Consider the following 24,765-nt stretch of genomic DNA (forward strand, 5'->3'; position numbering starts at 1 on the left):
CGGCCAGTCCGTTCGCGCCAGCCATGCCGACATGACGCGAAGCGTTTCCACACAAAACGGCATAGAGCCCTTGCCGCAGAATGCGGAACCATGTCCACCTTGCCCGACAGGTCCGCTTTGACCCCCTCTTCCACCGCTGAACGTGGCGGCCTGTGGCTGGCCTTGGTGCTGTCGCTGGGGGCGGCCGTGTCGCTGGGTGTGACGCGGTTTGCCTACGGGCTGCTGCTGCCGCCCATGCGCGAGGACCTGGGCTGGAGCTACACCCTGGCCGGTGCCATGAACACCTTCAACGCCATGGGTTACCTGCTGGGCGCGCTGAGCACACCGTGGCTGATGCGCCGACTGGGCCCGGGGCGGTTGCTGCTGTGGGGCGCAGCGCTGGCCAGCGTGTTCATGGCGGGCAGCGGCTTTTTTGTGGATGCCACGCCCCTGATGGCGCAGCGTCTGTTGGCTGGGCTGGCCAGCGCCTGGGTGTTCATTGCCGGGGGCTTGCTGGCCGCGCGGCTGGGGGCGCACTGGCCACGGCGCAGCGGTTTGCTGCTGGGCTTGTATTACGGGGGCACGGGCTGGGGCATTGTGGCGTCGGCCGTGTCGGTGCCTTGGGTGCTGCAGGCCATGGCCGGGCGGCCCCACGCCTGGGCCTGGGCCTGGTGGTGGCTGGCCGGGCTGTGTGTGCTGGCCACGGTTGCGCTGGCCTGGGTGGCGGGTGCCTTGCAGCGGCATGAAACGGGGGTGACGAGTTCGTCTGCACCCGGCGGCGCGGCTGGCCTGGCCAGTGCTGCCGTTGACGCGGCTGCGCCTTCGTTGTGGCGCTTGAGCCCGGCGCTGGCGGGTTACAGCCTGTTCGGTGTGGGTTACATCGGGTACATGACTTTTGTGATCGCGTTGCTGCGCGATCAAGGCAATTCGGGCGGTGCCATCACTTTCTTCTACAGCCTCTTGGGCTTGGCGGTGGTGGCGTCGTCGCGCATCTGGGCGGGCCTGCTGGACCGGCACAAGGACGGCCAGCCCCTGGCCCGCCTGAACGCCCTGCTGGGTGTGGCCACGGTGCTGCCCGCGCTTACCTCGGCCTGGCCGGTGCTGTTGCTGTCGGGGGTGATGTTCGGCGGGGTGTTCCTGTCGGTGGTGGCGTCCACCACGGCGCTGGTGCGCCACAACCTGCCCGCGGCGCGCTGGGCGGCGGGCATCAGCGCCTTCACCATCGTGTTTGCGGCGGGGCAGATCGTTGGGCCCACGGTGGTGGGTTTCATTGCCGACGGCCCGGGCGGGCTGGAGCGCGGGTTGCTGTTTTCTGCGGTGGCCTTGTGGGTGGGCGCGGCGCTGGCCTGGCGGCAGAAGGCGCTGGGCTGAATCCCGTCTGCATCAAGCCATGGTGCTCAGTGGCCGCCACACGGATGGCGCCAATGGCACCATTCATGCGGCGATTGAGGGGGTAAGGTACGGGTCCATTCAGCCCGAATCCCAAACTGACTCAAGAGGAACCCCCATGGCCCTGGGTGAATTTGCCTACGCGCAGAACAGCAACCGCTTCCTGGCTGCTGCGCCGCTGACCGACCAACCCTTCGCCGTGGTGGGCGTGCCCTACGACGGCGCCGTGACCAACCGCCCTGGCGCCCGCTTCGGGCCGCAGGCCATGCGTGCGGCCAGCCTGATGCTGTGCGACGGCATCCACCCCGTGTTCGACGTGTCACCCCTGCCCCATCTGGGTGACGCGGGCGACATGCGCCTGCCCAACGCCTCGCCCCTGGCGGAAGTGCGTACCCACATTCAACACCAGGCCGCAGCGCTGATGGCCCGCCACCACTGCGTGTTCCTGGGGGGTGACCATTCGGTGACGCTGGCCCTGTTGCGCGCAGCCCGCCAACAGTACGGCGAACCGCTGGCGCTGGTGCACTTCGACGCCCATTGCGACACCTGGGAAGACCACTTCGGCGAGCCTTCCGGCCACGGCACCTGGACTTACGAGGCGCTGCAGGAAGGGCTGGTGAGCCCGGCGCACACGGTGCAGATCGGCATCCGCTCCAGCGGGGTGCGTGCCGCGAGGGACTACGTGCAGGACCAGGGCGGGCAGATTTTCACGGCGCGTGCGCTGCGCGGGCTGGAAGGTGCCGGGCTGGCACCCATGCTGCAGGCCATACGCGAACGCATCGGCCAGCGGCCGGTTTACCTGACGCTGGACATCGATTGCCTGGACCCTGCCTTTGCCCCCGGCACGGGCACGCCGGAGCCCGGCGGCATGACCAGTTCGCAAGTGCTTACTTTCCTGGAAGAGCTTGCTGGGCTGAACTGGGTGGGCATGGACTGCGTGGAGGTGGCCCCGGCCTACGACCACGCGGAACTGACCAGCAATGCCGCCGCCACCTTTGTGTGGACCTACCTGAGCGGGCAAGTGGCGCGGCGGGGGGGCTGAGCCATGGTGTTCAAGCCCTCGCTGCTCAAGTCCGACACACAGCTCAACCAGCGCAGCTATTACGAGGCCAGCGCAGCGCGGGGCCCTGCCCTGCCCCCTTTGCAGGGCGACACCCAGGCCGACGTGCTGGTGGTGGGCGCGGGCTTTGCGGGCCTGAGCGCGGCACTGGAACTGGCGCAGCGCGGCCTGCGCGTGGTGGTGCTGGAGGCCGACCGCATCTGCTCCGGCGCCAGCGGGCGCAACGGGGGGCAGGCCATCGTGGGCTTTGCCTCGGGCCAGGGGCCGTTCGAGCAGCAACTGGGCCGCGACGACGCCCGCCGCGCCTGGGACATGTCGCTGCAGGCGCTGGACCTTATCGACCAGCGCATTGCGCAGCACAGCATCGATTGCGACCAGGTGAAGGGCTACCTCTACGTGGCCGATTCGCCGGGCAAGGCCAAGACCCTGCTGGCCGACCTGGAGGCGCAGGAGCGAGACTACGGCCTGCGTTGCGAGGTGGCCACCGGGGCCGAGGTGCAGCGTTTCATCGGTTCAAAGCGTTATCACGCCGCGGGGTACGAACGGCTGTCGGGCCACCTGCACCCGCTCAAGTACGGCCTGGGGCTGGCGCGCGCGGCGCAGGGCCTGGGGGTGACCATCCACGAACACACGCCGGTGCGATCGCTGGCGCAGACCAGCGGCGGCGTGGTGGCGCACACGGCGCAAGGCACGGTGCGCGCCAGCCACGCGGTGGTGGCGGGCAACTGCACCCTGGCCGAACACGGGCCCGGCGTGCTGCCGCAAGTCCATCCGCGCATCATGCCGGTGGGCACCTACATCATCGGCACGGCGCCGCTGGCGCCCGAGCTGTGCCAGCGGCTCATCCCCAACCGTGCGGCGGTGTGTGACAACAACTTCGTGCTGGACTACTTCCGCTTCAGCGCCGACTTGCGGCTGCTGTTTGGCGGCCGCGTGAGCTACACCACCATGACGCCGCCGCGCCTGCCGGCGGTGATGCAGCAGCGCATGGCGGCCATCTTCCCGGAACTGGCGAGCGTGCCGGTGGAGTTTGTTTGGGGTGGCTTCGTGGACATCAGCATGAACCGCGCGCCAGACTTCGGGCGCGTGGGCAACAACATCTATTACCTGCAAGGCTTCAGCGGCCACGGTGTGGCGCTCACGGGCCTGGCGGGCCAGCTGGTGGCCGAGGCCGTGGCGGGCCAGGCCGGGCGTTTCGACGTGTTCGCGCGGCTGAAGCACCACAACTTTCCCGGCGGGCCCATGCTGCGCACGCCCGTGCTGGCGCTGGGCATGCTGTGGCACCGGCTGCGCGACGTGATGGGTTGAAGGGGTGTATGGCGCGTCAGGCAAACCCGGGCCACCACAGCAGTGCCATGCCCCACAGCAGCAAACCCGTACCAGCGGCCCGGCGGACCCAGGGCTGGTTAGGGCCGACTTTTTCGGCAAGCACGTACAGCGCGATTCCTGCTACCCAGGCCAGGTTCATCAAGCCGCCGACAAAGAGCAGCAGCATCAGCACCCAACAGCAGCCCAGGCAGTAACCGCCATGGCGCCAGCCCATCCAAAGCGCACCACGCGGGCCGTTGCGCCAGTGCGTCAGCACGAACGCCAGTGGCTCGTGGCAATGCTCCAGGCACGCACGTTTCAGCGGGGTCCACTGGTACACCCCCGCTGCGGCGAAGACGGCGGCGGCCAGGCCCACACTGGTCAGCTCCATCATGGGAGACAGCAGGGCCATGCGCTCCAAGGCGAACTGAAGCGCCGTGGCGGCGATGCCGAAGCCGCCCCACGCCAGCAGATACCCCGCAGTGAATGCCGCCGTTGCCAGCCCGGCCCGGGGTTGGCGGCCCGCAATGCCGGCATGGATCAGGATCACCGGCAGCGCGCCCGGCAGCATCATGGCCACCATCATCACCCACCACATGGCGAGCATGACCAAGGCGTGCGTCAGCGTCCAGGGGCCGCTGCTCATGGGCATCAGCATGCCGCCCATGTCCTCCAGGGTGCCGGCGCCGTTCCAGAGGTAGGCCCAGGCCCCGCCTTCCACCAGCAGCAGGCCGACCAGGACCAGGGCGCGCTCATGCCTGGAGACGTGCCGGAGCAGGCTGTCCACTTGTGCCGCCTGTAGAGGGCGTGGATAGCGGGCGCGTCAGGCGACGACGCCTTCGGGTGTCTGCGTCACGTGGGCCAGGGTGCTGTGGCTGCCGTGGGTTTCGAAGGGAATGGCGCCGGTGCTGCGGATGTCGGCCGAAGCCATCTCTCCCTCAATGTGTTCGAACCCCTCCGGCAGCACCACCTTGGCGCGGTGGGGCGCCCCCGTGACCGGGTTGCGTATCGGTTCGACCTCGGTTTCCAGCCAGCCGGGGATGCGAACACGGGCAAGGCGCGCTTCCTTGTCGAACTCGAAGGAGATGGGTGCGAACACGGGCTCGTGGTGCTTGGACACAATGAGGCTGAAGATGTGAAACAGCGTGCCTTCCGCCGAGTTCTGTCCGGAAAGGATGGCAAACAGAGCTTCGCGCTGTTCGCTGGTAGCGGTTTCATCGACGATCAATTGGGCCTCGCCGTTGCCCTCATGCAGTGGGCCGGGGAAGGCCACGGTGACGAAAAAGCTCAACCCGTCGAGTCGCACGTTGTTGACGTGGCCTTGGGTGATGCGCATCCCCACCAGGCCCTTGCACCAGCCGTGGGTAGGCGGTGCGTTGAAGTCACAGGGGCAGCCGTACGCGCAGCTGCAGTTCTTGATCCATTCGCCTTCCAGGCGCCAGTCAGCGTGAGCCATGGCGACTTCTCCTTCGATGGGAAGTTTCGGCCTTGGGCCGAGAACCGGCCAACCCGTTGAATCGACCGGGGGGCCCATCATTCTGAACTTTCGGCAGGTGAAGTCAAGTTGCGCGGACGGCGCCTTCTGGCAGGGCTGTCTGCACCACCCGCGCCAGGACGGGGCCATGCCGCTTGATGGTCTCTGGCGCGGCGTACCCGTAGCCGATGGCCAGCCCGCGCAAGTCCTGCCGCTGCAGGCAGTAGGCTGACAGCGGCCGCACGGTCAGGCCCTCGCGGGCGGCCTGCGCGGCAATGGCCCGGTCATCCGCATGCCCAGGCAGCCGCAGGCACAGGTGCAACCCCTGCGCCGCGCCGTGGATGCGCCCCACCCCGCTGCTCAGCACGGGGGCCAGCGCATCCACCAGCAGCTGGCGGCGTTCGGCGTAGGTCTGGCGGGCGCGGCGCAGGGCGCTGGCAAAGTGGCCCATCTCAATGAATTCAGCCAGCGCTGCCTGCAGCGGCATCTGACCCGGTCGGTTCAGGTCGTAGTGCGCCTGCTTGAAGGCGTGTATCAGCGTCTTGGGCACCACCAGGTAACCCAGTTTCAGCCCCGGGTACAGCACTTTCGAGAACGTGCCCATGTAGAGCACCCTGCCCTCCTCGTCCAGCCCTTCCAGCGACGAGATGGGCGGCCCGCTGAAGCGGAACTCGCTGTCATAGTCGTCTTCCAGCACCCAGGCGTTGCAGCGGCTCGCGCTGGCCAGCAACTGTTGCCGCCGCGCCAGCGACATCACCGCGCCCGTGGGGTACTGGTGTGAAGGTGTCACGTAGATGAGCCGGGGCGGCTGCTGTTCGTCTGCCTCGCCGGGGGCGATGCCTTCGTCGTCCACCGCCACGGGGTGGATGGCCAGGCCCGTGGCCGTGAAGGCCTTGACCGCACCCCAGTAGGCCGGGTCTTCCAGCCACACCGTGTCGCCATGGTCGGCCAGCAGGTGCGCACACAACTCCAGCGACTGCTGCGTGCCGCTGGTGATGAGGACCTGATCGGCGTCCAGCCGCACGCTGCGGAAGACGCGCAGGTAATCGGCCACCGCGCGGCGCAGCGGGCCGTAGCCACCCGAGTCGTTGTAGTCCAGCATCTCGGGGTAGGCCGCGCGCCAGTGCTTGTTCTGCAGGCGCTGCCACAGGGCCACGGGGAAGGCGCTGAAGTCCGCCGCGCCCGGCACGAAAGGCTGGATTTCGAGGTCGCTGGCCCGGTGGCGTTGGGTGAGTGCCTCGCCCCGGGCCGACAGGCGTGCCGCAGGCACCGCCATGGGCGCCCACTGGCGCGTGGCGCGCTGGGGCACGTGGTCGTGCACGTAGGTGCCGCTGCCCACATGGCTCACCAGATAGCCTTCCACCGTCAACTGGCCCAGGGCGGCTACCACCGTGTTGCGCGACAGCGCCAGGTCGTGCGCCAGGTCGCGGCTGGAGGGCAGCCGGTCGCCCGCCACCAGCTTGCCGTCGAGCAGCGCATGCCGCAGCGCCTCGTACAGGCGGCGGTGCAAGGGCAGCTCGCCGGTTTCGCCCAGTCGGGCCATCTCGGCCAGGAGGTATTCGGACAGCATGGCGCGTTTCCTGCGTGGGTGGTGGGGCCAGTTGGTGTCTGATTGGCACCATGGTCTTGCCCCAAATGGCCCCCATTTTGAACCAATTTAACCGGCAGAATGGTTTTCAACACATGGAGACCCGAATGACTACCCACCCGTGCATGGTCTGGCTGCCCGCCGACCACCGCCTCCTGGGCGACCACGGTCACCAGATGCCCTACTTGCTGCTTGGCGACAAATACGCGCGTGCAGTGAAAGTGGGCGCTCACGCACAGCCAGTCATGTTCCCGCTGGCCGACGCCGCCCAGGTGCCGCAACTGCTGTCCCTGGTCGATGGCGTGATGCTCACCGGCTCGCCCTCCAACGTGCACCCCTCGCACTTCGACGAGGAGGTGCACAACCCTGCCCTGCCGCTCGACCCCGAGCGCGATTCGCTCACCCTCACCCTGGTGCGGGCCTGCGTTGAAGGCGGTGTGCCGTTGCTCGGCATCTGCCGGGGCTTCCAGGAAATCAACGTGGCCATGGGCGGCAGCCTGCACCAGACGGTGCACGCCGTGCCTGGCCTGATGGACCACCGCGAGCCCGACGGCGTGCCGCCCGACCAGCAGTACGCTCCCAGCCACGAGATCAACATCGTGCCCGGCAGTGCCATGGAACAGTGGGCCGGTGGTACCCGGGTCATGGTCAATTCCCTGCACGGCCAGGGAGTGGGCCGCCTGGCGCCGGGCTTGCGTGCTCTGGCGCATGCACCCGACGGCCTGGTGGAAGCCTTCGAGGTGGAAGGTGCGCGCACTTTCGCCTGCGCCGTGCAGTGGCACCCCGAGTGGCGCTGCTGGGAAAACCCCTTCTACAGCGCCATCTTCCGTGCCTTCGGCGACGCCGTGCGGCAGCGCCAGCAGGTGCGCATGCGCGACGACCGCAACTACGCCACCGCTCCCGACAAACCCTGACCGCCTGGACGTGCCCCCGGCGGCAAGGCCGCGCGGGGGGAGACAACACCCAGGGATTCGTCACAGAATCCCCCCAGGACACCACCAAAGGGATACCGTATGAGCGACAGCAGCAACTCCCCCATTCCGCAGAACTTCAACGAACTGGAACACTGGCTCAACCAACGCCGCGTCACCGAAATCGAATGCCTGGTGCCCGACCTCACGGGCGTGGCGCGCGGCAAGATCCTGCCGCGCGAGAAGTTCACCGAAGACCGCGGCATGCGCCTGCCCCAGGCCATCGTGGGCATGGGCGTGACCGGCGAATTCCCCGAGAGCGGCCCCTACTACGACGTGGTGGACCCCACCGACCGCGACATGCAGCTGCGCCCCGACCCCACCACGGTGCGCATCGTGCCTTGGGCGGCTGACCCCACGGCGCAGGTCATCCACGACTGTTTCGACCACAGCGGCAAGCTGGTGCCATTTGCGCCGCGCAGCGTGCTGCGCCACGTTTGCGACCTGTACGCCCAGATGGGCCTGGAGCCCGTGGTGGCGCCAGAGCTGGAGTTCTACCTCACGGCGCGCAACACCGACAGCAACATCCCGCTCAAGCCGCCCATCGGCCGCAGCGGCCGTGCCGAAACGTCGCGCCAGGCCTACTCCATCGACGCCGTCAACGAGTTCGACCCCCTGTTCGAGGACATCTACGACTTCTGCGACAAGATGGAGCTGAACGTGGACACGCTGATCCACGAGGTCGGCGCGGGCCAGATGGAGATCAACTTCTTCCACGCTCACCCGCTCGGCCTGGCCGACGAGGTCTTCTTCTTCAAGCGCACCGTGCGCGAAGTGGCCCTGCGCCACGACATGTACGCCACCTTCATGGCCAAGCCCATCGCCGGTGAGCCGGGCAGCGCCATGCACATCCACCAGAGCATCGTGGACAAGGAAACCGGGCGCAACATCTTCAGCAACCCGGACGGCACGCCCTCCGAGGCCTTCTTCCACTTCATTGGCGGCCTGCAGCGCTACGTGCCCGCGGCCATGGCCCTGGTGGCGCCTTATGTGAACAGCTACCGCCGCCTCACGCGCCACACCGCCGCGCCCATCAACATCGAATGGGGGCACGACAACCGCACGGTCGGCATCCGCTCGCCCATCGCCAGCCCGCAGGCGCGCCGCATCGAGAACCGCGTCATCGGCGCCGACGCCAACCCCTACGTTGCCCTGTCCATGACGCTGGCCTGCGGCTACCTGGGCCTGAAGAACAAGATCAAGCCCAAGCCCGAGATGAAGGGCGACGCCTACCTCTCGCCCTACAGCCTGCCGCGCAGCCTGGGCGAGGCGCTGGACTGGCTGCGCCGCGAGACCGACCTCCACGAAGTGCTGGGCGAAGCCTTCGTGACCATCTACACCGAGATCAAGGAACTCGAATTCGAGGAGTTCATGAAAGTGATCTCGCCCTGGGAGCGCGAGCACCTGCTGCTGCACGTGTGACCGCGCCGCCCCATCAGCCCCTGACCGAACGGAGACCCGCATGAATGCACCCACCGACCCCAAGCACCTGAGCACCGCGGAGCTGCAGGCCCTGGACAGCGCCCATTTCATCCACCCGTTCACCGACCACCAGGGGCTGGCGGCCAAGGGTGCGCGTGTCATCACCCACGCCGACGGCATCTACGTGTGGGACAGCGAGGACAAGAAGATCCTGGACGCCATGAGCGGGCTGTGGTGCGTGAACGCCGGTTATGGGCGCAAGGCCCTGGCCGATGCTGCCTACCAGCAGATGATGAAGCTGCCTTTCTACAACAGCTTCTTCCAGACCACCAACGAACCCGCCGTGCGCCTGGCGGCCAGGCTCGCTTCGCTGGCCCCCAGTGTGGACGGCCGCAAGTTCGAGCACGTGTTCTTCAGCTCCAGCGGCTCCGAAAGCAACGACACCAACGTGCGCATGGTGCGCCGTTACTGGGACCTGCTCGGCCAGCCACAGCGCAAGGTCATCATCAGCCGGCACAACGCCTACCACGGCTCCACCATGGCTGGCGCATCGCTGGGCGGCATGAGTGGCATGCACGCCCAGGGGGACTTGCCCATCCCCAACATCGTGCACATTGACCAGCCCTACTATTACGAAAAGGCCTTGCCCGGTGAAACGCCCGAGGCCTTCGGCGTGCGCGCCGCTCGCTGGCTGGAAGAGGAAATCCTGGCCATCGGCCCCGAGAAGGTGGCCGCCTTCATCGCCGAGCCGGTGCAGGGTGCGGGCGGCGTGATCATCCCCCCCGCCACCTACTGGCCCGAAATCCAGCGCATCGTCGACAAGTACGGCATCCTGCTCATCAGTGACGAGGTCATCTGCGCCTTCGGCCGGCTGGGCCACTGGTTCGCCTACGAGAAGTTCGGCTACAAGCCCGACCTGATCACCTTTGCCAAGGCGGTGACCAGCGGCTACATCCCCCTGGGCGGCGTGATGGTGGGCGACCGCGTGGCCCAGGTGCTGATTGAAAAAGGCGGCGAGTTCAACCACGGCTACACCTACAGCGGCCACCCCGTGGCCTGCGCGGTGGCACTGGCCAACCTGGACGTGATGGAGCAGGAGAACCTGCCCGGCCGCGTGCGCGACGACATCGGCCCCTACCTGGCGCAGCGTTTTGCCGAGCTCAAGGAGCACCCCCTGGTGGGCGATGCTGAAACCTGCGGCTTCGTGGCCGGGTTGGTGCTGGTGAAGGACAAGGCCACCCGCCAGCACTTCCCCGAGGAGCTGGCCGTGGGCATGATCTGCCGTGGCCACTGCTTCGGCAACGGGCTCATCATGCGCGCCGTGGGCGACCGCATGATCATCGCGCCGCCGCTGACCATGACCCGCGCGCAGGTGGACGAGATGATGGGGCTGATCCGTCAGGCGCTGGATCTGACGCTGGCCGATCTGAAGCGGCTTGGTCATTGCTGACGCGCTTGAATACAATCGACCGTGGTCTGGAAATTGCTAAGTTTCCACCGCGTACTTCCAACTTTTTTCAACCCAACATTGGAGTGTCGAGGATCATGAAAAAGCAGGTTTTGGTTTTGGCAGTGTCGGCCATGCTGCTGGCCGCATGCGGCAAGAAAGAGGAGCCGGTTGCTGCAGCACCGGAGCCCGCTCCCGCGCCTACAGCCCCGGCTGAGGAAAAGGTCCTCAACATCTACAACTGGCCGGACTACATCCCCGAGGGCATGATCGCCGCCTTCGAGCAGGAGACCGGCATCAAGGTCAACTACGACACCTTCGAGACCAACGAGGCCCTGCACGCCAAGCTGGTGGCAGGCAACTCGGGCTATGACATCGTCGTGCCCGGCACGGTGTTCGCCAAGCCGCAGATCGAAGGCGGCCTGCTGCAGCCCCTGGACAAGGCCAAGATCCCCAACCTGGCCAACCTGGACGGCGAGTTCATGAAGACCATGTCCAAGGCCGACCCGGACAACAAGCACCTGGTGCCGTGGGCCTGGGGCTTCACCACCGTGGGCGTCAACAAGACCAAGGTGGAAAAGGCCCTGGGCAAGACCCCCATGCCTGAAAACGCCTGGGATCTCGTGTTCAAGCCCGAGTACACGAGCAAGCTGAAGTCCTGCGGCATCGCCTACCTGGACTCCCCCACCGAGATCATGCCGGTGGCGCTGCACTACATCGGCAAGGACGCCTACTCCAACGACCCGGCCGACTACAAGGCCGCCAACGAGATGCTGGCCAAGGTGCGCAAGGACATCCGCCTGTTCAGCTCCACCATGATCGACGACATCGCTGGCGGCAAGGCCTGCGTGGCGATCGGCTGGTCCGGTGACATCAACATCGCCGCCGAGCGCGCCAAGGAGAACGGCTCCAAGGACGTGATCGAAGCGCTGCTGCCCAGCACCGGCGCGCTGATCTTCATCGACGCCATGGGCATCACCAAGGACGCCAAGCACCCCGGCAACGCGCACGCCTTTATCGACTTCTACCTGCGTGCCGAGAACGCCGCCGCCATGGCCAACGAGATGAGCTACCCCACCGGGAACAAGGCTGCGCTTGACAAGATCAACCCCGAGATCGCTGGCAACAAGACCATCTTCGTCGAGAGCGATTACATGGGCAAGATGATCCCGCCGAGCAGCTTCACCAACGAAGCGCGCGAAGCCCTGGCTTCTGCCTACAACACCTTCAAGCAGGGCAAGTAAGTCCAGTCCGGCTTGATCACCACCGGGGGCTGTTTGTACGCACCGTATGAACAGCCCCTTTTTGTTACCTGTGCACACTGACAAGGACCGACCATGACTGAGGCGGGCGTGAAAGAGGGTTACCTGGTCACCGAGAAGCTGGTCAAGCGCTTCGACGAGGCGCTGGCCGTGGACGAGGTGTCCCTCTCCATCGGGCGGGGCGAGATTTTTGCCCTGCTGGGCAGTTCCGGTTGTGGCAAGTCCACCTTGCTGCGCATGCTGGCCGGGTTCGAAACGCCGACCTCCGGCCGCATCATGCTCGGCGGCCAGGATGTGGCTGGCCTGCCGCCCTACGAGCGCCCCATCAACATGATGTTCCAGTCCTACGCGCTGTTCCCGCACCTGGACATCTGGGAGAACATTGCCTTCGGCCTCAAGCGCGAAGGCTTGCCCAAGGCCGAGATCCAGCAGCGCGTGGGCGAGATGCTGGACCTGGTGCAGCTGGGCCAGTTTGCCAAGCGCAAGCCGCACCAGCTCTCGGGCGGCCAGCAGCAGCGCGTGGCCCTGGCGCGCAGCCTGGCCAAGAAACCCAAGCTGCTGCTGCTCGACGAGCCCCTGGGCGCGCTCGACAAGAAGTTGCGCGAGCAGACCCAGTTCGAACTGGTCAACATCATCGAGAAGGTGGGTGTGACCTGCGTGATGGTGACGCACGACCAGGAAGAGGCCATGACCATGGCCAGCCGCATTGCCGTCATGAGCAAGGGGCGCGTGCTGCAGGTGGGCTCGCCCGAGGAAGTCTACGAGCACCCCTCCAGCCGGTTCGTGGCAGATTTCATCGGCAACGTCAACCTGTTCGATGGCAAGCTCACCACCGACGAGCCTGACCACTGCGCCGTCACCACCGCCATCGGCGAGATGCACGTGGGCCATGGCGTGAGCGGGGCGCTGAACATGCCGGTGGCGCTGGCCGTGCGCCCGGAGAAGATCGAAATCTCCAAGGAGCGGCCCCGCGACGTGAACTGCAACCTGTTCACCGGCCGTGTGAAGGAAATCGCCTACTTCGGCTCCTACAACACCTACATCGTGGTCGCGGCCGACGGCAAGCGCGTCAAGATCACCGAGGCCAACACCTCCCGCCACGAGCTGTCGGACATCACCTGGGAAGACAACGTCTTCTTCTGGTGGCACGACAAGGCCGGCATCGTGCTGCGCGACTGAATGCCCCCGGCAACCTAGGAGCACAGCATGGCCATCACCAGACTTTCCATGCCCGGCAGGCGCTTCGTGATCGGGGTGCCCTACGCCTGGCTGTTCGTCTTTTTCTTCCTGCCCTTCCTGATCCTGCTGTACATCAGCTTCGTGGACATGGGCAACGACATCCACCCCTTCAAGCCGCTGTGGGACCCGGATACCGGCGTGCTCAAGCTGAAGTACGAGAACTACTGGACCATCTTCCGCCGCGAGGGCGGGGAGCTGTTCCAGACGCTCTACGTCGACGCCTACCTGCGCTCCATCTGGTACGCGCTGTGCACGGCGCTGCTGTGCCTGCTGCTGGGCTATCCGTTCGCGTACTTCATTGCACGCTCGCCCGCCAGCATTCGCCCCGCGCTGCTGCTGATGGTGATGCTGCCGTTCTGGACGTCCTTCCTGCTGCGTGTGTATGCGTGGAAGGGCATCCTGGCCGACCAGGGCGTGCTCAACCGCGCCCTGATGGCGGTGGGGCTGGTGAGCGAGCCGGTGCACATGCTCTACACCAACGTGTCCATGCTGGTGGGCATGACCTACGTGTACCTGCCCTTCATGGTGCTGCCGCTGTACGCCAACCTGGTGAAGATGGATTTCCGTCTGCTGGAGGCCGCCTACGACCTGGGCGCCTCGCCGTTCAAGGCCTTCTGGCTGGTCACGGTGCCGCTGTCCAAGGCGGGCATCATCGCTGGCTTCATGCTGGTGTTCATTCCGTCGCTGGGTGAGTTCGTCATCCCGTCGCTGCTGGGCGGGCCCGAGAACCTGATGATCGGCCGCGTGGTGTGGGACGAGATGTTCACCAGCAACAACTGGCCCCGCGCCACCGCGCTGGCGGTGGTGATGATCGCGCTCATCGTGGTGCCGCTGTCGCTGTACTACCACTACAGCGGCAGACAGGCCGAAGCCCGTTCCTGAAAGCTGACACCATGAAATCTTTCCTGGAAAAGCACTTCGGCAAGTTGTGGATGGCGGTGGTCTTCCTGTTCCTGTACCTGCCGCTGTTCTTCATGATCCTGTTCTCGTTCAACAGCACGCGGCAGGATGCGCGCTTCACCGGCTTCTCGCTGCGCTGGTACGAAGCCCTGATGCGCGACACCAAGATCGTCGAGGGCTTCTGGCTTTCGCTCAAGGTGGCGGCTGTCACCGGGGTGATGTCCGCCGTGCTGGGCACCTTCGCGGCCTTCGTGCTGGTGCGTTACCGCCGCTTCATCGGACGCACGGTGTTCTCTGGCATGGTCAACGCGCCGCTGGTCATGCCCGAGGTGATCATCGGTCTGTCGCTGCTGCTGCTGATGGTGGGGGCGCAGAACGTGTTCGGCTGGCCGCAGCGGGGCATGCTGACCATCATCCTGGGCCACACGCTGCTGGGCATGGCCTACGGCATGGTGGTGGTGCAAAGCCGCCTGCTGGAGATGGACCGCCGCATCGAGGAAGCCGCCATGGACCTGGGTGCCCGCCCGCACCAGGTGTTCTTCCTGGTCACGCTGCCCAACATCTTTCAGGCCATCCTGGCGGCGTTCCTGCTGTCGTTCACGCTGTCGTTCGACGACGTGGTGATCTCGGAATTCCTCTCGGGCCCAGGTGTCAACACGCTGCCGCAGGTCATCTTCGGCTACGCGCGGCGGGGCATCAACCCCACCATCTACGCGGCGGCCACCATCCTCATCGTCACCGTCACGGTGGTCATCGTCAGCTACGCGGTGTGGGTGGCGCGCACCACGCGCAAGCGCGAGCGCGAGATGGCGGCGGCGGCGCGGCAGGAGCTTAAGGCGCTTTAAATGCCGCTTCAACCCGTGTCGTCAGCCCGCGTCGCCAATGGCGGCCCGGGTGCGTTCGGCCTCGCGCAGAAGCCAGTCGCAAAAGGCTTTCACCTCCGGGCGGGGAGGGCTGTTGGGTGCGGGCACCAGCCAGTAGGCAAAGGGTGAATCCAGCCGCGCGCCGGGCAGGGGCTCCACCAGGTCCCCGCTGGCCAGGCTTTCTGCCACCAGCGGCAGGCGGGCCAGCGCCACGCCCTGGCCGGTAAGCGCAGCCTGCACGATCTGGTTGGCGTAGTTGAAGTACAGCCAGCGCTGGGGCGCCAGGCCTTGGCGCGCGTTGCTCGTGCTGGCATCGGTGGGCTGGCCGTACTGGTCCAGCCAGCGTTGCCAGCTCAACCATTCCTGGTGCACGGGGTGCGTGTCGCCTGCATCAATCAAGGTCACATGTTCCAGGTCTTGGGCCGACGCCAGCGGGTGTTCCCGCAGCAGCCAGGGGCTGGCTACGGGGGTGAGCTGCTCGCCAAAGAGCCTCACCGCGCCGGTGGGCGCGGAGGTGGGCACGGTGTAGCGCAGCGCCAGGTCCACGTCAGACGTGGCCAGGTCCAGCGTCGCGTCGCTGGCGTCAATGCGGATGTCGATGTCCGGGTGCTCGCGCTGAAAAGCCTCCAGCCGGGGAATGAGCCACATCGACGCGAATGACGCCCAGGTGGTGATGGCCACCGTGCGTCGGCCTGCGCGCTGGCGTATCTGCCGCACCGCGCCGTCGATGCGCTCCAGCGCAGCGCCGGTGGCGCGCAGCAGCGTCAGCCCTGCACCCGTCAGCTCCACGGCACGTGTGTGACGCAGGAACAGTGGGCTGCCCACGTCCTCCTCCAGTGCCTGGATCTGGCGGCTCACCGCGCTTTGCGTGAGGAACAGCTCTTCGGCAGCGGCGCGAAAGTTCAGGTGCCGGGCCACCGCCTCGAAGGCGCGCAGGTGGCCCACCGGGATGGGGCGGGAGCGGACTGAGCGCGGACCAGTGGACATGCCACAACCTCCAATTGATGCGTATATGGAATCAATAGATTACCGCAGTTTCATTGGACTCAGAGGCAAGAGCGATAGATCATTCCTCTACGTTGTCATCACTGGAGAGCGCCATGTTCAACCCGTCCTTCGATCCGGTCCCGGTCGTTTCCTCGCTGTGGGGCCGCGCGCTGCGCGCGCAGGCATCGCACAAGTCCCGCGTGACGGCGGGGTGTTTTCGCCTGGAGCCAGGCCGCGCCATCACCCTGGCGCCCACGCGCCCCGGCCGCCTGCGCATTGCCCAGGGTAGCGTTTGGGCGACACTGGGTGGCCCGTACGACGGGTCGCTCAACGACCGGGGCGACCTGTTCCTGGCGCCCGGCGAAACGCTGAACGTGCCCGCCGGGGCCCGGCTGGTGATGGAGCCGCTGGTTCTGCGGGGCGAGGGTGGGCCAGTGTGGTTTGACTGGAGCTTTGAGGTGTCTTGAGCGCGCGCCTCACAGGCTGCCGTCATCAAACCGCCCGTAGGCCGGATTTTCCTTGCGCATGTTGCCCGCCGCAGGCAAGTCTGCCGACAGCAGGGCGGGGATGTCCAGCACACCCCGCCCGTATTTGCCGGTGATGTGGCCGGGCCAGCTGCCCGGCTTGGCGGTGTTCATGGCCAGGTACTTGAACGCCTTGGGTATTTGCCAGAGCCCTGCCAGGCCATAGCGTTGCTTCAGCGTGGCCAGACCATGCCAGGCCAGCCAAAGCGCGGCCGCACCCGAGCAGCACGCCGTGGCGTAGGACGTGCCATCCCCGGTGCCCGGCGCCATCCTGGTGGCGGTCTGGCCAGGGGGCAGATTCTCCGCACGCACGCGGCGTATCTTGTCGGCCGGGCCGCACAGGTCAACGTAGATGCCTGTCGCGGCACTTCGCCAAGGTTTCAACCCTGGCCCGACACCCCCCATGGTGACGCAGCGGTTGAAGCGCCCGGGGTAGGGGACCTCTTTCCACACCTGCCCTGCGGCACACACCACAATCAAGCCCGCTTCGTAGGCGTCGTCCAGCGCTGCAGCCAGCGATCTGGAAGGGCGCAATGCGCCCAAGGCGATGTTGACCACATGGCAGTCTGATGCAATCGCTTCGCGGATGGCATCGCGGATGTGGTGCTGCACGTGGTCGGCGATCACCGAATCGGTGACGCGGTAGGGAATGATCTGCACCCCTGGCGCCACCCCATAGAAGGGGCCGCCGGGGGCCTCGGGGTAGAACCCGGCAATCGTCGCGCTGATGCGGGTGCCGTGTCCCGGGAAGCCGGGCAGGAACGGGTCGCGCGGGCCGTCCTGGTCGTGGGCACCGCTCCAGAAGTCCTTCCCCTGGCTGGGGAACACGTACGTGCTGCTGCCGTTGTCCCACCCCAGCGCCGCGTGTTCGGTGTAGCCGGTGTCGATGTGTGCAACGCGCACGTCGGCCCATGGCAGGCGGGTGGTCGCGCCCTTTTGGGTCACGAACATGCTCCAGGCGTCTGAAGCACCCACGCCCCGGTGATCAAGGTGCCAGTCGTAGGAGTCGGCCATGGGGGCAGCCTTTGCTGAAGGGTTTAACGGATGTTGCACCAGGCGCGTCTTGCCCTGGCTCAAATTTCGGAAAGCACCTGATGGGGGGAGAGTTTCTCGGGCTGCATGCATGTCACTCCACCGGCCCCCCGCCCCCAGCCTAAAGTGGCTGGTTCCTGTCTCATCTTTCGGGGTTACCATGGGTCCAATTGCAGCCTTTGCCTGGAGCCCGCCCCATGACAACCCCCACCACCAGCCCCAAGTTCGACGGCCGTGCCGTCATCAACGGCGAGCGTGTGGCCGCGCGCAGCGGCCACACCTTCCACTGCATATCGCCCGTGGACGGCCGCGTGCTCACCGACGTGGCGCGCTGCGACGAGGCCGACATTGACGCCGCCGTGCGCGCGGGACGAGCCGCTTTTGAAGACCGTCGCTGGGCGGGCAAGGCGCCGGCGCAGCGCAAGCGCGTGATGCAGAAGTTTGCCGACCTGCTGCTGGCCCATGCCGACGAGCTGGCCCTGACCGAAACGCTGGACATGGGCAAACCGGTGAAGTACGCCCGCGCGGTGGACGTGAACAGCGCGGCCAACTGCATACGCTGGTACGGCGAGGCGGTGGACAAGGTCTACGACGAGATCGCCCCCACGCCCGACACGGCGCTGGCGCTCATCACCCGCGAGCCGGTGGGCGTGGTCGGCATCATCGTGCCGTGGAACTACCCCATGATCATGGCGGCGTGGAAGATCGCCCCCGCGCTGGCCGTGGGCAACTCGGTGGTGCTCAAGCCGTCTGAAAAGAGCCCGCTCACCGCGCTGCGCCTGGCCGAGCTGGCGCTGGAGGCGGGCATTCCGCCCGGCGTGTTCAACGTGGTGCCCGGCTACGGCCCCGAAGCGGGCAGCCCCCTGGCGCTGCACATGGACGTGGACTGCATTGCCTTCACCGGCAGCACGCGCGTGGGCAAGCAGATCCACGTGATGGCGGGGCAGAGCAACCTCAAGCGCGCGTGGACGGAGCTGGGCGGCAAGTCGCCCAACATCGTCTTTGCCGACTGCCCCGACCTGGACCGTGCGGTCGAGGCCGCCGTGGGCAGCATCTTCTTCAACCAGGGCGAAAGCTGCAACGCGCCGTCGCGCCTGTTCGTGGAAGCGTCCATCAAGGAGGCCTTCCTGGAAAAAGCCCTGGCCAAGGTGCCCGCCTACCAGCCCGCCAACCCGCTGGACAAAAACACCGTGATGGGTGCGCTGGTGGACACCACCCAGCTCAACACGGTGATGCGCTACATCGAATCCGGCAAGGCCGAAGGTGCCAAGCTGCTGGCGGGCGGCGAAGCGGTGGAGCCCGTGGCGGGCGGCTGCTACGTGCAGCCCACCATCTTTGACGGCGTGAACAACACGATGACGATTGCCCGCGAAGAAATCTTCGGCCCGGTGTTGAGCGTGCTGTCTTTCACCGACGCGGCAGACGTGGTGCGCCAGGCCAACCAGAGTGTGTATGGCCTGCAGGCGGCGGTGTGGACGCGCGACATCAACAAGGCCCACGGCGTGGCGCGTGCCCTGCGCGCGGGCACGGTGCACGTGAACCAGTACGACGAAGACGACATCACCGTGCCCTTTGGCGGTTTCAAGCAGAGCGGGGTGGGGCGCGACAAGTCGCTGCACGCCTTTGACAAGTACACCGAAACCAAAACCACCTGGATCCGGATCGACAGCCCGTTATGATGGCCGGATGAGTCCACTCCCGGCCCAGTCCCCCAACACGACCCGTGCGCTTGAGCACCGGGGGTGTGACGGTTGCGTCGGCCGGACACATTGCCCCTTCAGCGTGTTGCCCGCGAAACTGCTGGCCGCCTCACCAGTGGTGGAGCGCGCCTTTCAGAAGGGCGACGTGCTGCAGGTGCAGGGCGAGGTGGAGTCGGTCTTTCGTGTCGTCAAGGTGGGGTCGTTCCTGCTGAAGCGGCGCGGGCCGGACCGTTGCGTGCGCCCCGTGGCCCTGCTGGGCAGCGGTTACATGCTGGGGCTGTTCGCCTTGGCGAGCGGCGGCAACAACGTCACCTGCGTGGCCACTTCAGGCGGGCGTTGGTGCGAGCTGGGGGTGGACACGCTCACCCAGGCCTACCTGGGCCACGCCGAATTCCGCTCCCGCATTGCCGAGGTGTACGGCCGCACCTTTGCCCGTGTGGCCGACTGGTCCCATGTCACGCGCATACGCGGCATCGTGGGCCAGGTGGCCGGGGCCTTGCTGCTGCTGATGCAGACCCAGCGCAGCGAGGTGGTGCAGCTCCCCGGGCAGGCCGAACTGGCCGAGCTGCTGGGCACCCGCCGTGAAACGGTGGCGCGGGTGCTGGGCCAGCTGGAGAGCCAGGGGGCCCTGGTGCGGCGTGACCGTCGCCACTGCGAGTTGCGTGAGCCGGCGCTGCTGGCCCTGGTCGGCGCATAGCAGCTGCCGACCCAGTGTGACGTGCGTCACATTCTCTTGCAGTCATCGCAGTAAAAACCCTAGGTCATCCATCCCCCGGCGAGGCCTTGCGCCCAAAATGGCCCCGGTGTCGTGAGATGTGGGCCGAAGGGGGGTCTGGTCGAACGACGGAAGTTGCCATATCCCGATCAAGCCCACGATGGACCTGTCATGAACAATGACGCAGCAGTCTTCGCGTCCCAGATACCTGCCACGCTGATCGATTCGGCCGAGCGCCTGTTGCAGACGGAGCGCGCCGTTCTGGAGCGCGCGGTCATCGACGCTGCACCGGATGGCATCCTGCTGGTCAACCGAGAGGGCTCGATACTGATGGCCAACGCCGCCATGGAGTCGATCTCTGGCCACGCCAAGGGGCAGCTGGTTGGGCAGTCCATCAGCATGTTGTTGCCGCCGCACATGCGGGCCCGGCACGATCAGATGATGCATGGCTTCTTTGCCCACCCGTCCCGCAGGGCGATGGGGATGGTTGGCAACCTGCACCTGCACCGCCAGGACGGCAGTTCCCTGCCGGTGGACATTGCGCTGGGCCACTGCCACATGGGCGACGAACCCTGCGCGGTGGTCTTCCTGCGCGACATTTCCAGCGTTCGGCGGCTGGAGCAGCAGATGCAGTTCCAGGCCACGCATGACGCGTTGACCGGACTGGCCAACCGCTGGCAGTTCATGCAGCAGCTGATGTACGCAATGGCCCAGTCGGCACGCCGCCAGCGCGGCATGGCGCTGCTGCTGCTCGATCTGGACGACTTCAAGGCCATCAACGACGGGCATGGCCATGCCGCTGGTGACCAGGTGCTGGTGGAGACGGCGCGGCGCATCCGCAGCGTGCTGCGCGCGGGCGATTTCCTGGCCCGTCTGGGGGGCGACGAGTTCACCGTGCTGCTGTCCGAGATCTCTCACCCGAGCGACGTGGACTTGGTGGCGCAGAAACTGCTCGCCGTCCTGGGGCAGCCCATCCGCGTGCACGATTACGAGGTGCAGCCGGGTGCGTCCATCGGCGTGGCGTGCTTCCCCGGTGACGCCAGCGACACGGAAACCCTCATGCGCTACGCCGACATGGCGATGTACCAGGCGAAGGAGGCCGGGCGAAACACCTATGCCGTCTACCGGCCCGAGATGGGCCAGCGGCTGGAAGAGCGCCTGCTGCTGCACGACCGTCTGAAGGTGGCATTGAAGGAGGGGCACCTGCGCCTGCACTACCAGCCCCAGGTGGACGTGCGCAGCGGCAATGTGGTGTCGGTCGAAGCCCTGTTGCGTTGGCACGACCCGGTGCTGGGCGACGTGGGGCCGGACCGCTTCATTCCGGTGGCCGAATCCACGGGCCTGATCCTGGCACTGGGGGAATGGGTGCTGGAGACCGCCTGCCGCCAGCAGGCCGCCTGGGCGGAGCAGGGGCTTCACCTGCAGGTGGCGGTGAACCTGTCGGCAAGGCAGTTCCGCCAGCCCAAATTGAGTGAGCGCCTGGCACAACTGATCGCACAGACCGGGGTGGAGCCGCAGCACATCGAGCTGGAGATCACCGAATCCGAAGCCATGGCCGAGCCCGAGCAGGCCGCCTCAGTCCTCAGCCAGCTGGCCGACCTGGGCGTGCGCCTGGCGCTGGACGATTTCGGTACCGGACATTCTTCACTGTCGTACCTGAAGGTGCTGCCCATCCAGCGCATCAAGATCGACCGTGAGTTCGTGCGCCACGTGCCCCAGCAGGCAAGCGATGCCACGCTGGTGCGCGCGGTCATCGCTCTGGCGCACACCCTGGGCTTGGAGGTGGTGGCCGAGGGCGTGGAGTCTTACGAGCAGCTGGCCTTCCTGAGGGCCTACAACTGCCAGGCCTACCAAGGCTGGCTGACCGCCAAGGCCATGCCCGCCGACGAGCTGGGCGAATGGCTGGAGGCCAGGCGGGCCAAGGCCGGCTGGCGGCTTCAGGCCATCGCCGGATAGTCGGTGTAGCCGCGCTCGCCACCGCCGTAGAAGGTGGTGCGGTCGGGGGCGTTCAGCGTGGCGCCTTCGCGCAGGCGGCGTGTCAGGTCGGGGTTGGCGATCATGGACTTGCCAAAGGCCACCAGGTCCGCGCCTTCACCCAGCACACCGTTGGCCAGTGCGCCGTCGTAGCCGTTGTTCACCATCCAGGCGCCGCGTCCGCCAGCGTCGCGGTAGGCCAGGCGCAGGGCGTTGTAGTCGAAGGGTTGTTCACCTTGCTGGTAGTCGCGCGCGCCGCCGGTCTGCCCCTCGATCACGTGCACGTAGGCCAGGTTCAGCGGGGCCAGCTGGCGTGCCACGTGTTCAAACAGCGGTTGCGGTGCAGGGTCGTAGGCGTCGTTGGCCGGGGTCACGGGCGACAGGCGTATGCCCACCCGCTCACCGCCGATGTCTTCGCACACGGCCTGCATGACTTCCAGCAGCAGCCGGGCGCGGTTTTCGATCGGGCCGCCGTAGGCGTCGTCGCGCTGGTTGGAGCCGCTGCGCAGGAACTGGTCCAGCAGGTAGCCGTTGGCCGCATGGATTTCGATGCCGTCAAAGCCCGCTTCAACCGCGTTGCGCGCCGCCTGGCGGAAGCTTTGCACGATGCCCGGCAGTTCGTCCAGACGCAGAGCGCGAGGTTCGGACGTGTCCACGAAACTGCCCACGCGCTGGCCGTTCTCTTCGCGGATCAGGTAGGTCTTGGCGTTGGCGCGAATGGCCGATGGCGCCACGGGCGGCTGGCCGCCCGGCTGCAGGTCCACGTGGGAAATGCGGCCCACATGCCACAGTTGCACCACGATGTGCCCGCCCTCGCGGTGCACGGCCTCTGTCACGGTCTGCCAGGCCTGCACCTGTTGCGGTGTGTGGATGCCGGGCGTGTCGGCATAGCCGTGGCCCTCGGGGCAGATGGGCGTGGCTTCGGTGATGATGAGGCCCGCGCCCTGGTCCCGGCGGGCACGCTGGGCGTAGTACGTGGCCATCAGTGGTGTCGGTACCTGGCCAGGGGCGCGGTTGCGGGTCAGGGGCGCCATCACCACGCGGTTCGGCAGGGTCCAGGCGCCCACCTGGATGGGGTCGAAAAGGGTAGGGGTTTGCATGCGTACGATCATAGGCACGCCATGGATGGCTGTGCTGTCATGGGGGCGTCAAGGGTGTGGTATGCGTGCGCCTCCTGCATAATCGGTCGCCTTGCCCATGACTTCCGTCAACACACCACCCACGCGTCCGCTCAGCTGGACCAAGTCTGCCCGCCGGCCCTTGCGCAGCTGGCGCAAGTCGTTGGCTATCTGGGTGTTTTCACGTTTTGTGGGGGTGGCGGTGCCCTGGGCCGCGGTGCGCCAGGCCGACGGCGCCAGGCTGCTGGCCTACGAGCACCAGCGGCTGCTGGCGCTGGCCGCGGCTGGCGAAAAGGTGCCCCCGGTGCTGGCTTTTGACGGCACGGCCCTGGTGACGGGGGACATCGGCCCCACGCTGGACGAGTGTCTGGCCACCTTGACGCCGGAGGCCCGGCTGCGGTTGCTGGCTGCTGCCAGCGCCGACCTGGCGGCGTTCCACGCACGCGGCCAGTGGCATGGCGGCGCCCAGGCCCGCAACATGACGTGGGACGGCGAGCACTTTGCCCGGCTGGATTTTGAGGAGCAGCTTTGCCCGGCCTTGCCGCTGGCCACAGTGCAGGGCTACGACATGCTGCAGCTGGTGTTTTCGCTGGCGCGCACCCTGGCCGATCTGGGGCCGCAGGCCGTGCACACCGTCCTGCAGGCTTATGCCAAGGCTGGTCCGCCCATCGATCTGAGGGCCTTCCTGCGGCCCTTGTTGCCCCGCTTGGCGCGGGTGTCGCGCTGGGCCGCCTGGTCACGCCGCCTGGACGGCTCGCGCGAGGTCAAGCGCCTGCGCACCGTGCTGGCGGGCATGCAGGCGTTTGTGGACGAATCGCTCCCGGCCTGAGGGCGGTCCGCCAAGTGGCTCACTGCCTGGTCTTGCAGGTGTTCCAGCCAAAGATGGCATAGGGCGGACACCAGCCAACCAGCCCGGTGAGCAGCGGCACCACGCCAATGTAGCCCCACAGGCCCACGGTGCCCGTGGCTGCCAGGGCAATGAGGACGATACCGGCGACGATGCGCAGGATGCGGTCGATGCCGCCGACGTTCTTGGTCATGGTCTTCTCCTTGAGGAAACGTTGAAGCGTTGAACCTGGATTGGACCGTTTCCCTGCGGGTTCTTCTGTGACCGAGGTCACACAGCCGGTGTGACCAGGGTTTCCTGCTGGCCGGGGTGGCCGGTGGCCAGCGCTCGCAGGGCCGCGCTGTCGCGGATGGTGATGCATTCGCGAGAGAGTTCAACCATGCCTTCGCGCTCGAAGCGGCGCAGCAGGCGCGTCACGATCTCGCGCACGGTGCCGAGCTCGTCGGCCAGCGCCTGGTGCGTGGTGTGCACCTGGGGGCCGTGTCCCAGCAGGGCACCGGCCAGGCGGCTGTCCAGGCGCTGAAAGGCCACGGACTCGATCAGCGCCGTCAGGTCGGCCATGCGCGCGGCGAACAGTCCGAGCACGAAGTCGCGGAAGGGCTCGTGGGCCATGGCCTGGCGGAACAGCGGCGGTGGCAGCAGCACCAGTTCGGTGGACGATGTCGTCACCCCACGCGCCGACAGAGCCTGTCCGGCAAACAGGCTGGCGGACGACACCAGGCACATCTCCCCGGCCTGCACGCGGTACAGCTCCAGTTCCCGCCCGCCCGGGCTGCCGCGCGAAACGCGTACCTCGCCCGCCAGCACCATGGGAAAGCCCTGGCAGGCGTCGTTCTCGCGGAACAGCGGTGTGCCGGCAGGCACACCGTGACAGGGCAGCGCGGCAACCTGGTCTTCCAGGCCAGCCAGGGCAGGGTAGGCGGCGAGCAGCCGTTCCGGGTGGGGAGCTTGCATATCTTTCATTGT

Annotated in this window: 23 protein-coding genes; 15 read left to right on the top strand and 8 right to left on the bottom strand. The window is 66.9% G+C overall.

The window, feature by feature from the left end:
- Window positions 1-90 precede the first annotated feature (90 nt).
- The 3 genes from ACYVHH_RS16215 (at window position 91) to ACYVHH_RS16225 (ending at window position 3,736) form a co-directional block, all read left to right on the top strand.
- Window positions 91-1,350 carry a YbfB/YjiJ family MFS transporter gene (locus ACYVHH_RS16215; RefSeq protein WP_460566210.1) on the top strand — a complete coding sequence of 420 codons (1,260 nt, stop codon included), beginning with the start codon at window positions 91-93 and terminating at the stop codon, window positions 1,348-1,350.
- A 136-nt stretch (window positions 1,351-1,486) separates the two neighbouring features.
- On the top strand, window positions 1,487-2,410 hold the full coding sequence (speB, locus tag ACYVHH_RS16220) for an agmatinase (RefSeq protein ID WP_460566211.1): 924 nt from the start codon (window positions 1,487-1,489) through the stop codon (window positions 2,408-2,410).
- Between the two features lie 3 nt (window positions 2,411-2,413).
- Window positions 2,414-3,736 (top strand): NAD(P)/FAD-dependent oxidoreductase, encoded by a 1,323-nt coding sequence (locus ACYVHH_RS16225; RefSeq protein ID WP_460566212.1) that lies wholly within the window; start codon window positions 2,414-2,416, stop codon window positions 3,734-3,736.
- A 16-nt stretch (window positions 3,737-3,752) separates the two neighbouring features.
- On the opposite strand, the gene ACYVHH_RS16230 is transcribed toward ACYVHH_RS16225, so the two are convergent.
- The 3 genes from ACYVHH_RS16230 to pdxR all read right to left on the bottom strand — a co-directional run bounded on the left by ACYVHH_RS16230 (window position 3,753) and on the right by pdxR (window position 6,780).
- Window positions 3,753-4,523, bottom strand: coding sequence for a DUF2182 domain-containing protein (locus ACYVHH_RS16230; protein ID WP_460566213.1), 771 nt, complete (start codon window positions 4,521-4,523; stop codon window positions 3,753-3,755).
- 36 nt (window positions 4,524-4,559) lie between these two features.
- A complete protein-coding gene (locus ACYVHH_RS16235; RefSeq protein ID WP_460566214.1) occupies window positions 4,560-5,192 on the bottom strand; it encodes a DUF1326 domain-containing protein in 633 nt (210 codons plus the stop codon).
- Between the two features lie 103 nt (window positions 5,193-5,295).
- A complete protein-coding gene (gene pdxR, locus ACYVHH_RS16240; protein ID WP_460566215.1) occupies window positions 5,296-6,780 on the bottom strand; it encodes a MocR-like pyridoxine biosynthesis transcription factor PdxR in 1,485 nt (494 codons plus the stop codon).
- 125 nt (window positions 6,781-6,905) lie between these two features.
- On the opposite strand from pdxR, the gene ACYVHH_RS16245 reads away from it, so the two are divergent.
- From ACYVHH_RS16245 to ACYVHH_RS16275, 7 genes are all read left to right on the top strand, one after another.
- Window positions 6,906-7,712: a gamma-glutamyl-gamma-aminobutyrate hydrolase family protein gene (locus tag ACYVHH_RS16245; protein ID WP_460566216.1), complete on the top strand. Its 807-nt coding sequence runs from the start codon at window positions 6,906-6,908 to the stop codon at window positions 7,710-7,712.
- 99 nt (window positions 7,713-7,811) lie between these two features.
- The gene (locus ACYVHH_RS16250; protein WP_460566217.1) at window positions 7,812-9,191 is read left to right on the top strand and encodes a glutamine synthetase family protein; all 1,380 of its coding nucleotides are present in this window, start codon (window positions 7,812-7,814) and stop codon (window positions 9,189-9,191) included.
- A gap of 40 nt (window positions 9,192-9,231) precedes the next feature.
- Window positions 9,232-10,641 (top strand): aspartate aminotransferase family protein, encoded by a 1,410-nt coding sequence (locus ACYVHH_RS16255; protein WP_460566218.1) that lies wholly within the window; start codon window positions 9,232-9,234, stop codon window positions 10,639-10,641.
- Between the two features lie 95 nt (window positions 10,642-10,736).
- A complete protein-coding gene (locus ACYVHH_RS16260) occupies window positions 10,737-11,882 on the top strand; it encodes an extracellular solute-binding protein (RefSeq protein ID WP_460566219.1) in 1,146 nt (381 codons plus the stop codon).
- A 93-nt stretch (window positions 11,883-11,975) separates the two neighbouring features.
- Window positions 11,976-13,079 carry an ABC transporter ATP-binding protein gene (locus ACYVHH_RS16265; protein WP_460566220.1) on the top strand — a complete coding sequence of 368 codons (1,104 nt, stop codon included), beginning with the start codon at window positions 11,976-11,978 and terminating at the stop codon, window positions 13,077-13,079.
- A 27-nt stretch (window positions 13,080-13,106) separates the two neighbouring features.
- Window positions 13,107-14,021 (top strand): ABC transporter permease, encoded by a 915-nt coding sequence (locus ACYVHH_RS16270; RefSeq protein WP_460566221.1) that lies wholly within the window; start codon window positions 13,107-13,109, stop codon window positions 14,019-14,021.
- 11 nt (window positions 14,022-14,032) lie between these two features.
- Entirely contained in the window at window positions 14,033-14,884 is an 852-nt protein-coding gene (locus ACYVHH_RS16275) for an ABC transporter permease (RefSeq protein ID WP_460566222.1), read from the top strand.
- A 21-nt stretch (window positions 14,885-14,905) separates the two neighbouring features.
- Here ACYVHH_RS16275 and ACYVHH_RS16280 read toward each other — a convergent pair whose 3' ends face one another.
- Window positions 14,906-15,889: a LysR substrate-binding domain-containing protein gene (locus ACYVHH_RS16280; RefSeq protein WP_460566223.1), complete on the bottom strand. Its 984-nt coding sequence runs from the start codon at window positions 15,887-15,889 to the stop codon at window positions 14,906-14,908.
- Window positions 15,890-16,002: 113 nt separating this feature from the next.
- On the opposite strand from ACYVHH_RS16280, the gene ACYVHH_RS16285 reads away from it, so the two are divergent.
- The gene (locus ACYVHH_RS16285) at window positions 16,003-16,356 is read left to right on the top strand and encodes a DUF2917 domain-containing protein (RefSeq protein ID WP_460566224.1); all 354 of its coding nucleotides are present in this window, start codon (window positions 16,003-16,005) and stop codon (window positions 16,354-16,356) included.
- A gap of 9 nt (window positions 16,357-16,365) precedes the next feature.
- On the opposite strand, the gene ACYVHH_RS16290 is transcribed toward ACYVHH_RS16285, so the two are convergent.
- Window positions 16,366-17,427, bottom strand: a complete 1,062-nt coding sequence (locus ACYVHH_RS16290; protein ID WP_460566225.1) for a S8 family peptidase — start codon at window positions 17,425-17,427, stop codon at window positions 16,366-16,368.
- A gap of 215 nt (window positions 17,428-17,642) precedes the next feature.
- On the opposite strand from ACYVHH_RS16290, the gene ACYVHH_RS16295 reads away from it, so the two are divergent.
- From ACYVHH_RS16295 to ACYVHH_RS16305, 3 genes are all read left to right on the top strand, one after another.
- Window positions 17,643-19,124 (top strand): aldehyde dehydrogenase, encoded by a 1,482-nt coding sequence (locus ACYVHH_RS16295; protein WP_460566226.1) that lies wholly within the window; start codon window positions 17,643-17,645, stop codon window positions 19,122-19,124.
- 7 nt (window positions 19,125-19,131) lie between these two features.
- Window positions 19,132-19,842 (top strand): Crp/Fnr family transcriptional regulator, encoded by a 711-nt coding sequence (locus ACYVHH_RS16300; protein WP_460566227.1) that lies wholly within the window; start codon window positions 19,132-19,134, stop codon window positions 19,840-19,842.
- 189 nt (window positions 19,843-20,031) lie between these two features.
- Window positions 20,032-21,816, top strand: a complete 1,785-nt coding sequence (locus ACYVHH_RS16305; protein ID WP_460566228.1) for a putative bifunctional diguanylate cyclase/phosphodiesterase — start codon at window positions 20,032-20,034, stop codon at window positions 21,814-21,816.
- On the opposite strand, the gene ACYVHH_RS16310 is transcribed toward ACYVHH_RS16305, so the two are convergent.
- A complete protein-coding gene (locus ACYVHH_RS16310; protein ID WP_460566229.1) occupies window positions 21,798-22,934 on the bottom strand; it encodes an alkene reductase in 1,137 nt (378 codons plus the stop codon). The two genes, ACYVHH_RS16305 and ACYVHH_RS16310, sit on opposite strands and share 19 nt — an antisense overlap.
- Before the next feature lie 97 nt (window positions 22,935-23,031).
- On the opposite strand from ACYVHH_RS16310, the gene ACYVHH_RS16315 reads away from it, so the two are divergent.
- Window positions 23,032-23,781, top strand: a complete 750-nt coding sequence (locus ACYVHH_RS16315; RefSeq protein ID WP_460566230.1) for a BUD32 family EKC/KEOPS complex subunit — start codon at window positions 23,032-23,034, stop codon at window positions 23,779-23,781.
- 19 nt (window positions 23,782-23,800) lie between these two features.
- On the opposite strand, the gene ACYVHH_RS16320 is transcribed toward ACYVHH_RS16315, so the two are convergent.
- Window positions 23,801-23,992, bottom strand: coding sequence for a YgaP family membrane protein (locus ACYVHH_RS16320; protein WP_460566231.1), 192 nt, complete (start codon window positions 23,990-23,992; stop codon window positions 23,801-23,803).
- A gap of 77 nt (window positions 23,993-24,069) precedes the next feature.
- Window positions 24,070-24,753 (bottom strand): Crp/Fnr family transcriptional regulator, encoded by a 684-nt coding sequence (locus ACYVHH_RS16325; RefSeq protein WP_460566232.1) that lies wholly within the window; start codon window positions 24,751-24,753, stop codon window positions 24,070-24,072.
- Window positions 24,754-24,765: the final 12 nt, after the last annotated feature.

This window comes from Hydrogenophaga aquatica (genome assembly GCF_054780915.1).

Bases quoted from the DNA above. Each gene is read 5' to 3' on its own strand.
- ACYVHH_RS16300 (WP_460566227.1), top strand. From the start codon at position 19,132: ATGAGTCCACTCCCGGCCCAGTCCCCCAACACGACCCGTGCGCTTGAG.
- pdxR (WP_460566215.1), bottom strand. From the start codon at position 6,780: ATGCTGTCCGAATACCTCCTGGCCGAGATGGCCCGACTGGGCGAAACC.
- speB (WP_460566211.1), top strand. From the start codon at position 1,487: ATGGCCCTGGGTGAATTTGCCTACGCGCAGAACAGCAACCGCTTCCTG.
- ACYVHH_RS16260 (WP_460566219.1), top strand. From the start codon at position 10,737: ATGAAAAAGCAGGTTTTGGTTTTGGCAGTGTCGGCCATGCTGCTGGCC.
- ACYVHH_RS16265 (WP_460566220.1), top strand. From the start codon at position 11,976: ATGACTGAGGCGGGCGTGAAAGAGGGTTACCTGGTCACCGAGAAGCTG.
- ACYVHH_RS16290 (WP_460566225.1), bottom strand. From the start codon at position 17,427: ATGGCCGACTCCTACGACTGGCACCTTGATCACCGGGGCGTGGGTGCT.
- ACYVHH_RS16255 (WP_460566218.1), top strand. From the start codon at position 9,232: ATGAATGCACCCACCGACCCCAAGCACCTGAGCACCGCGGAGCTGCAG.
- ACYVHH_RS16305 (WP_460566228.1), top strand. From the start codon at position 20,032: ATGAACAATGACGCAGCAGTCTTCGCGTCCCAGATACCTGCCACGCTG.
- ACYVHH_RS16295 (WP_460566226.1), top strand. From the start codon at position 17,643: ATGACAACCCCCACCACCAGCCCCAAGTTCGACGGCCGTGCCGTCATC.
- ACYVHH_RS16315 (WP_460566230.1), top strand. From the start codon at position 23,032: ATGACTTCCGTCAACACACCACCCACGCGTCCGCTCAGCTGGACCAAG.
- ACYVHH_RS16310 (WP_460566229.1), bottom strand. From the start codon at position 22,934: ATGCAAACCCCTACCCTTTTCGACCCCATCCAGGTGGGCGCCTGGACC.
- ACYVHH_RS16325 (WP_460566232.1), bottom strand. From the start codon at position 24,753: ATGCAAGCTCCCCACCCGGAACGGCTGCTCGCCGCCTACCCTGCCCTG.
- ACYVHH_RS16285 (WP_460566224.1), top strand. From the start codon at position 16,003: ATGTTCAACCCGTCCTTCGATCCGGTCCCGGTCGTTTCCTCGCTGTGG.
- ACYVHH_RS16270 (WP_460566221.1), top strand. From the start codon at position 13,107: ATGGCCATCACCAGACTTTCCATGCCCGGCAGGCGCTTCGTGATCGGG.
- ACYVHH_RS16280 (WP_460566223.1), bottom strand. From the start codon at position 15,889: ATGTCCACTGGTCCGCGCTCAGTCCGCTCCCGCCCCATCCCGGTGGGC.
- ACYVHH_RS16250 (WP_460566217.1), top strand. From the start codon at position 7,812: ATGAGCGACAGCAGCAACTCCCCCATTCCGCAGAACTTCAACGAACTG.
- ACYVHH_RS16215 (WP_460566210.1), top strand. From the start codon at position 91: ATGTCCACCTTGCCCGACAGGTCCGCTTTGACCCCCTCTTCCACCGCT.
- ACYVHH_RS16320 (WP_460566231.1), bottom strand. From the start codon at position 23,992: ATGACCAAGAACGTCGGCGGCATCGACCGCATCCTGCGCATCGTCGCC.
- ACYVHH_RS16275 (WP_460566222.1), top strand. From the start codon at position 14,033: ATGAAATCTTTCCTGGAAAAGCACTTCGGCAAGTTGTGGATGGCGGTG.
- ACYVHH_RS16235 (WP_460566214.1), bottom strand. From the start codon at position 5,192: ATGGCTCACGCTGACTGGCGCCTGGAAGGCGAATGGATCAAGAACTGC.
- ACYVHH_RS16245 (WP_460566216.1), top strand. From the start codon at position 6,906: ATGACTACCCACCCGTGCATGGTCTGGCTGCCCGCCGACCACCGCCTC.
- ACYVHH_RS16225 (WP_460566212.1), top strand. From the start codon at position 2,414: ATGGTGTTCAAGCCCTCGCTGCTCAAGTCCGACACACAGCTCAACCAG.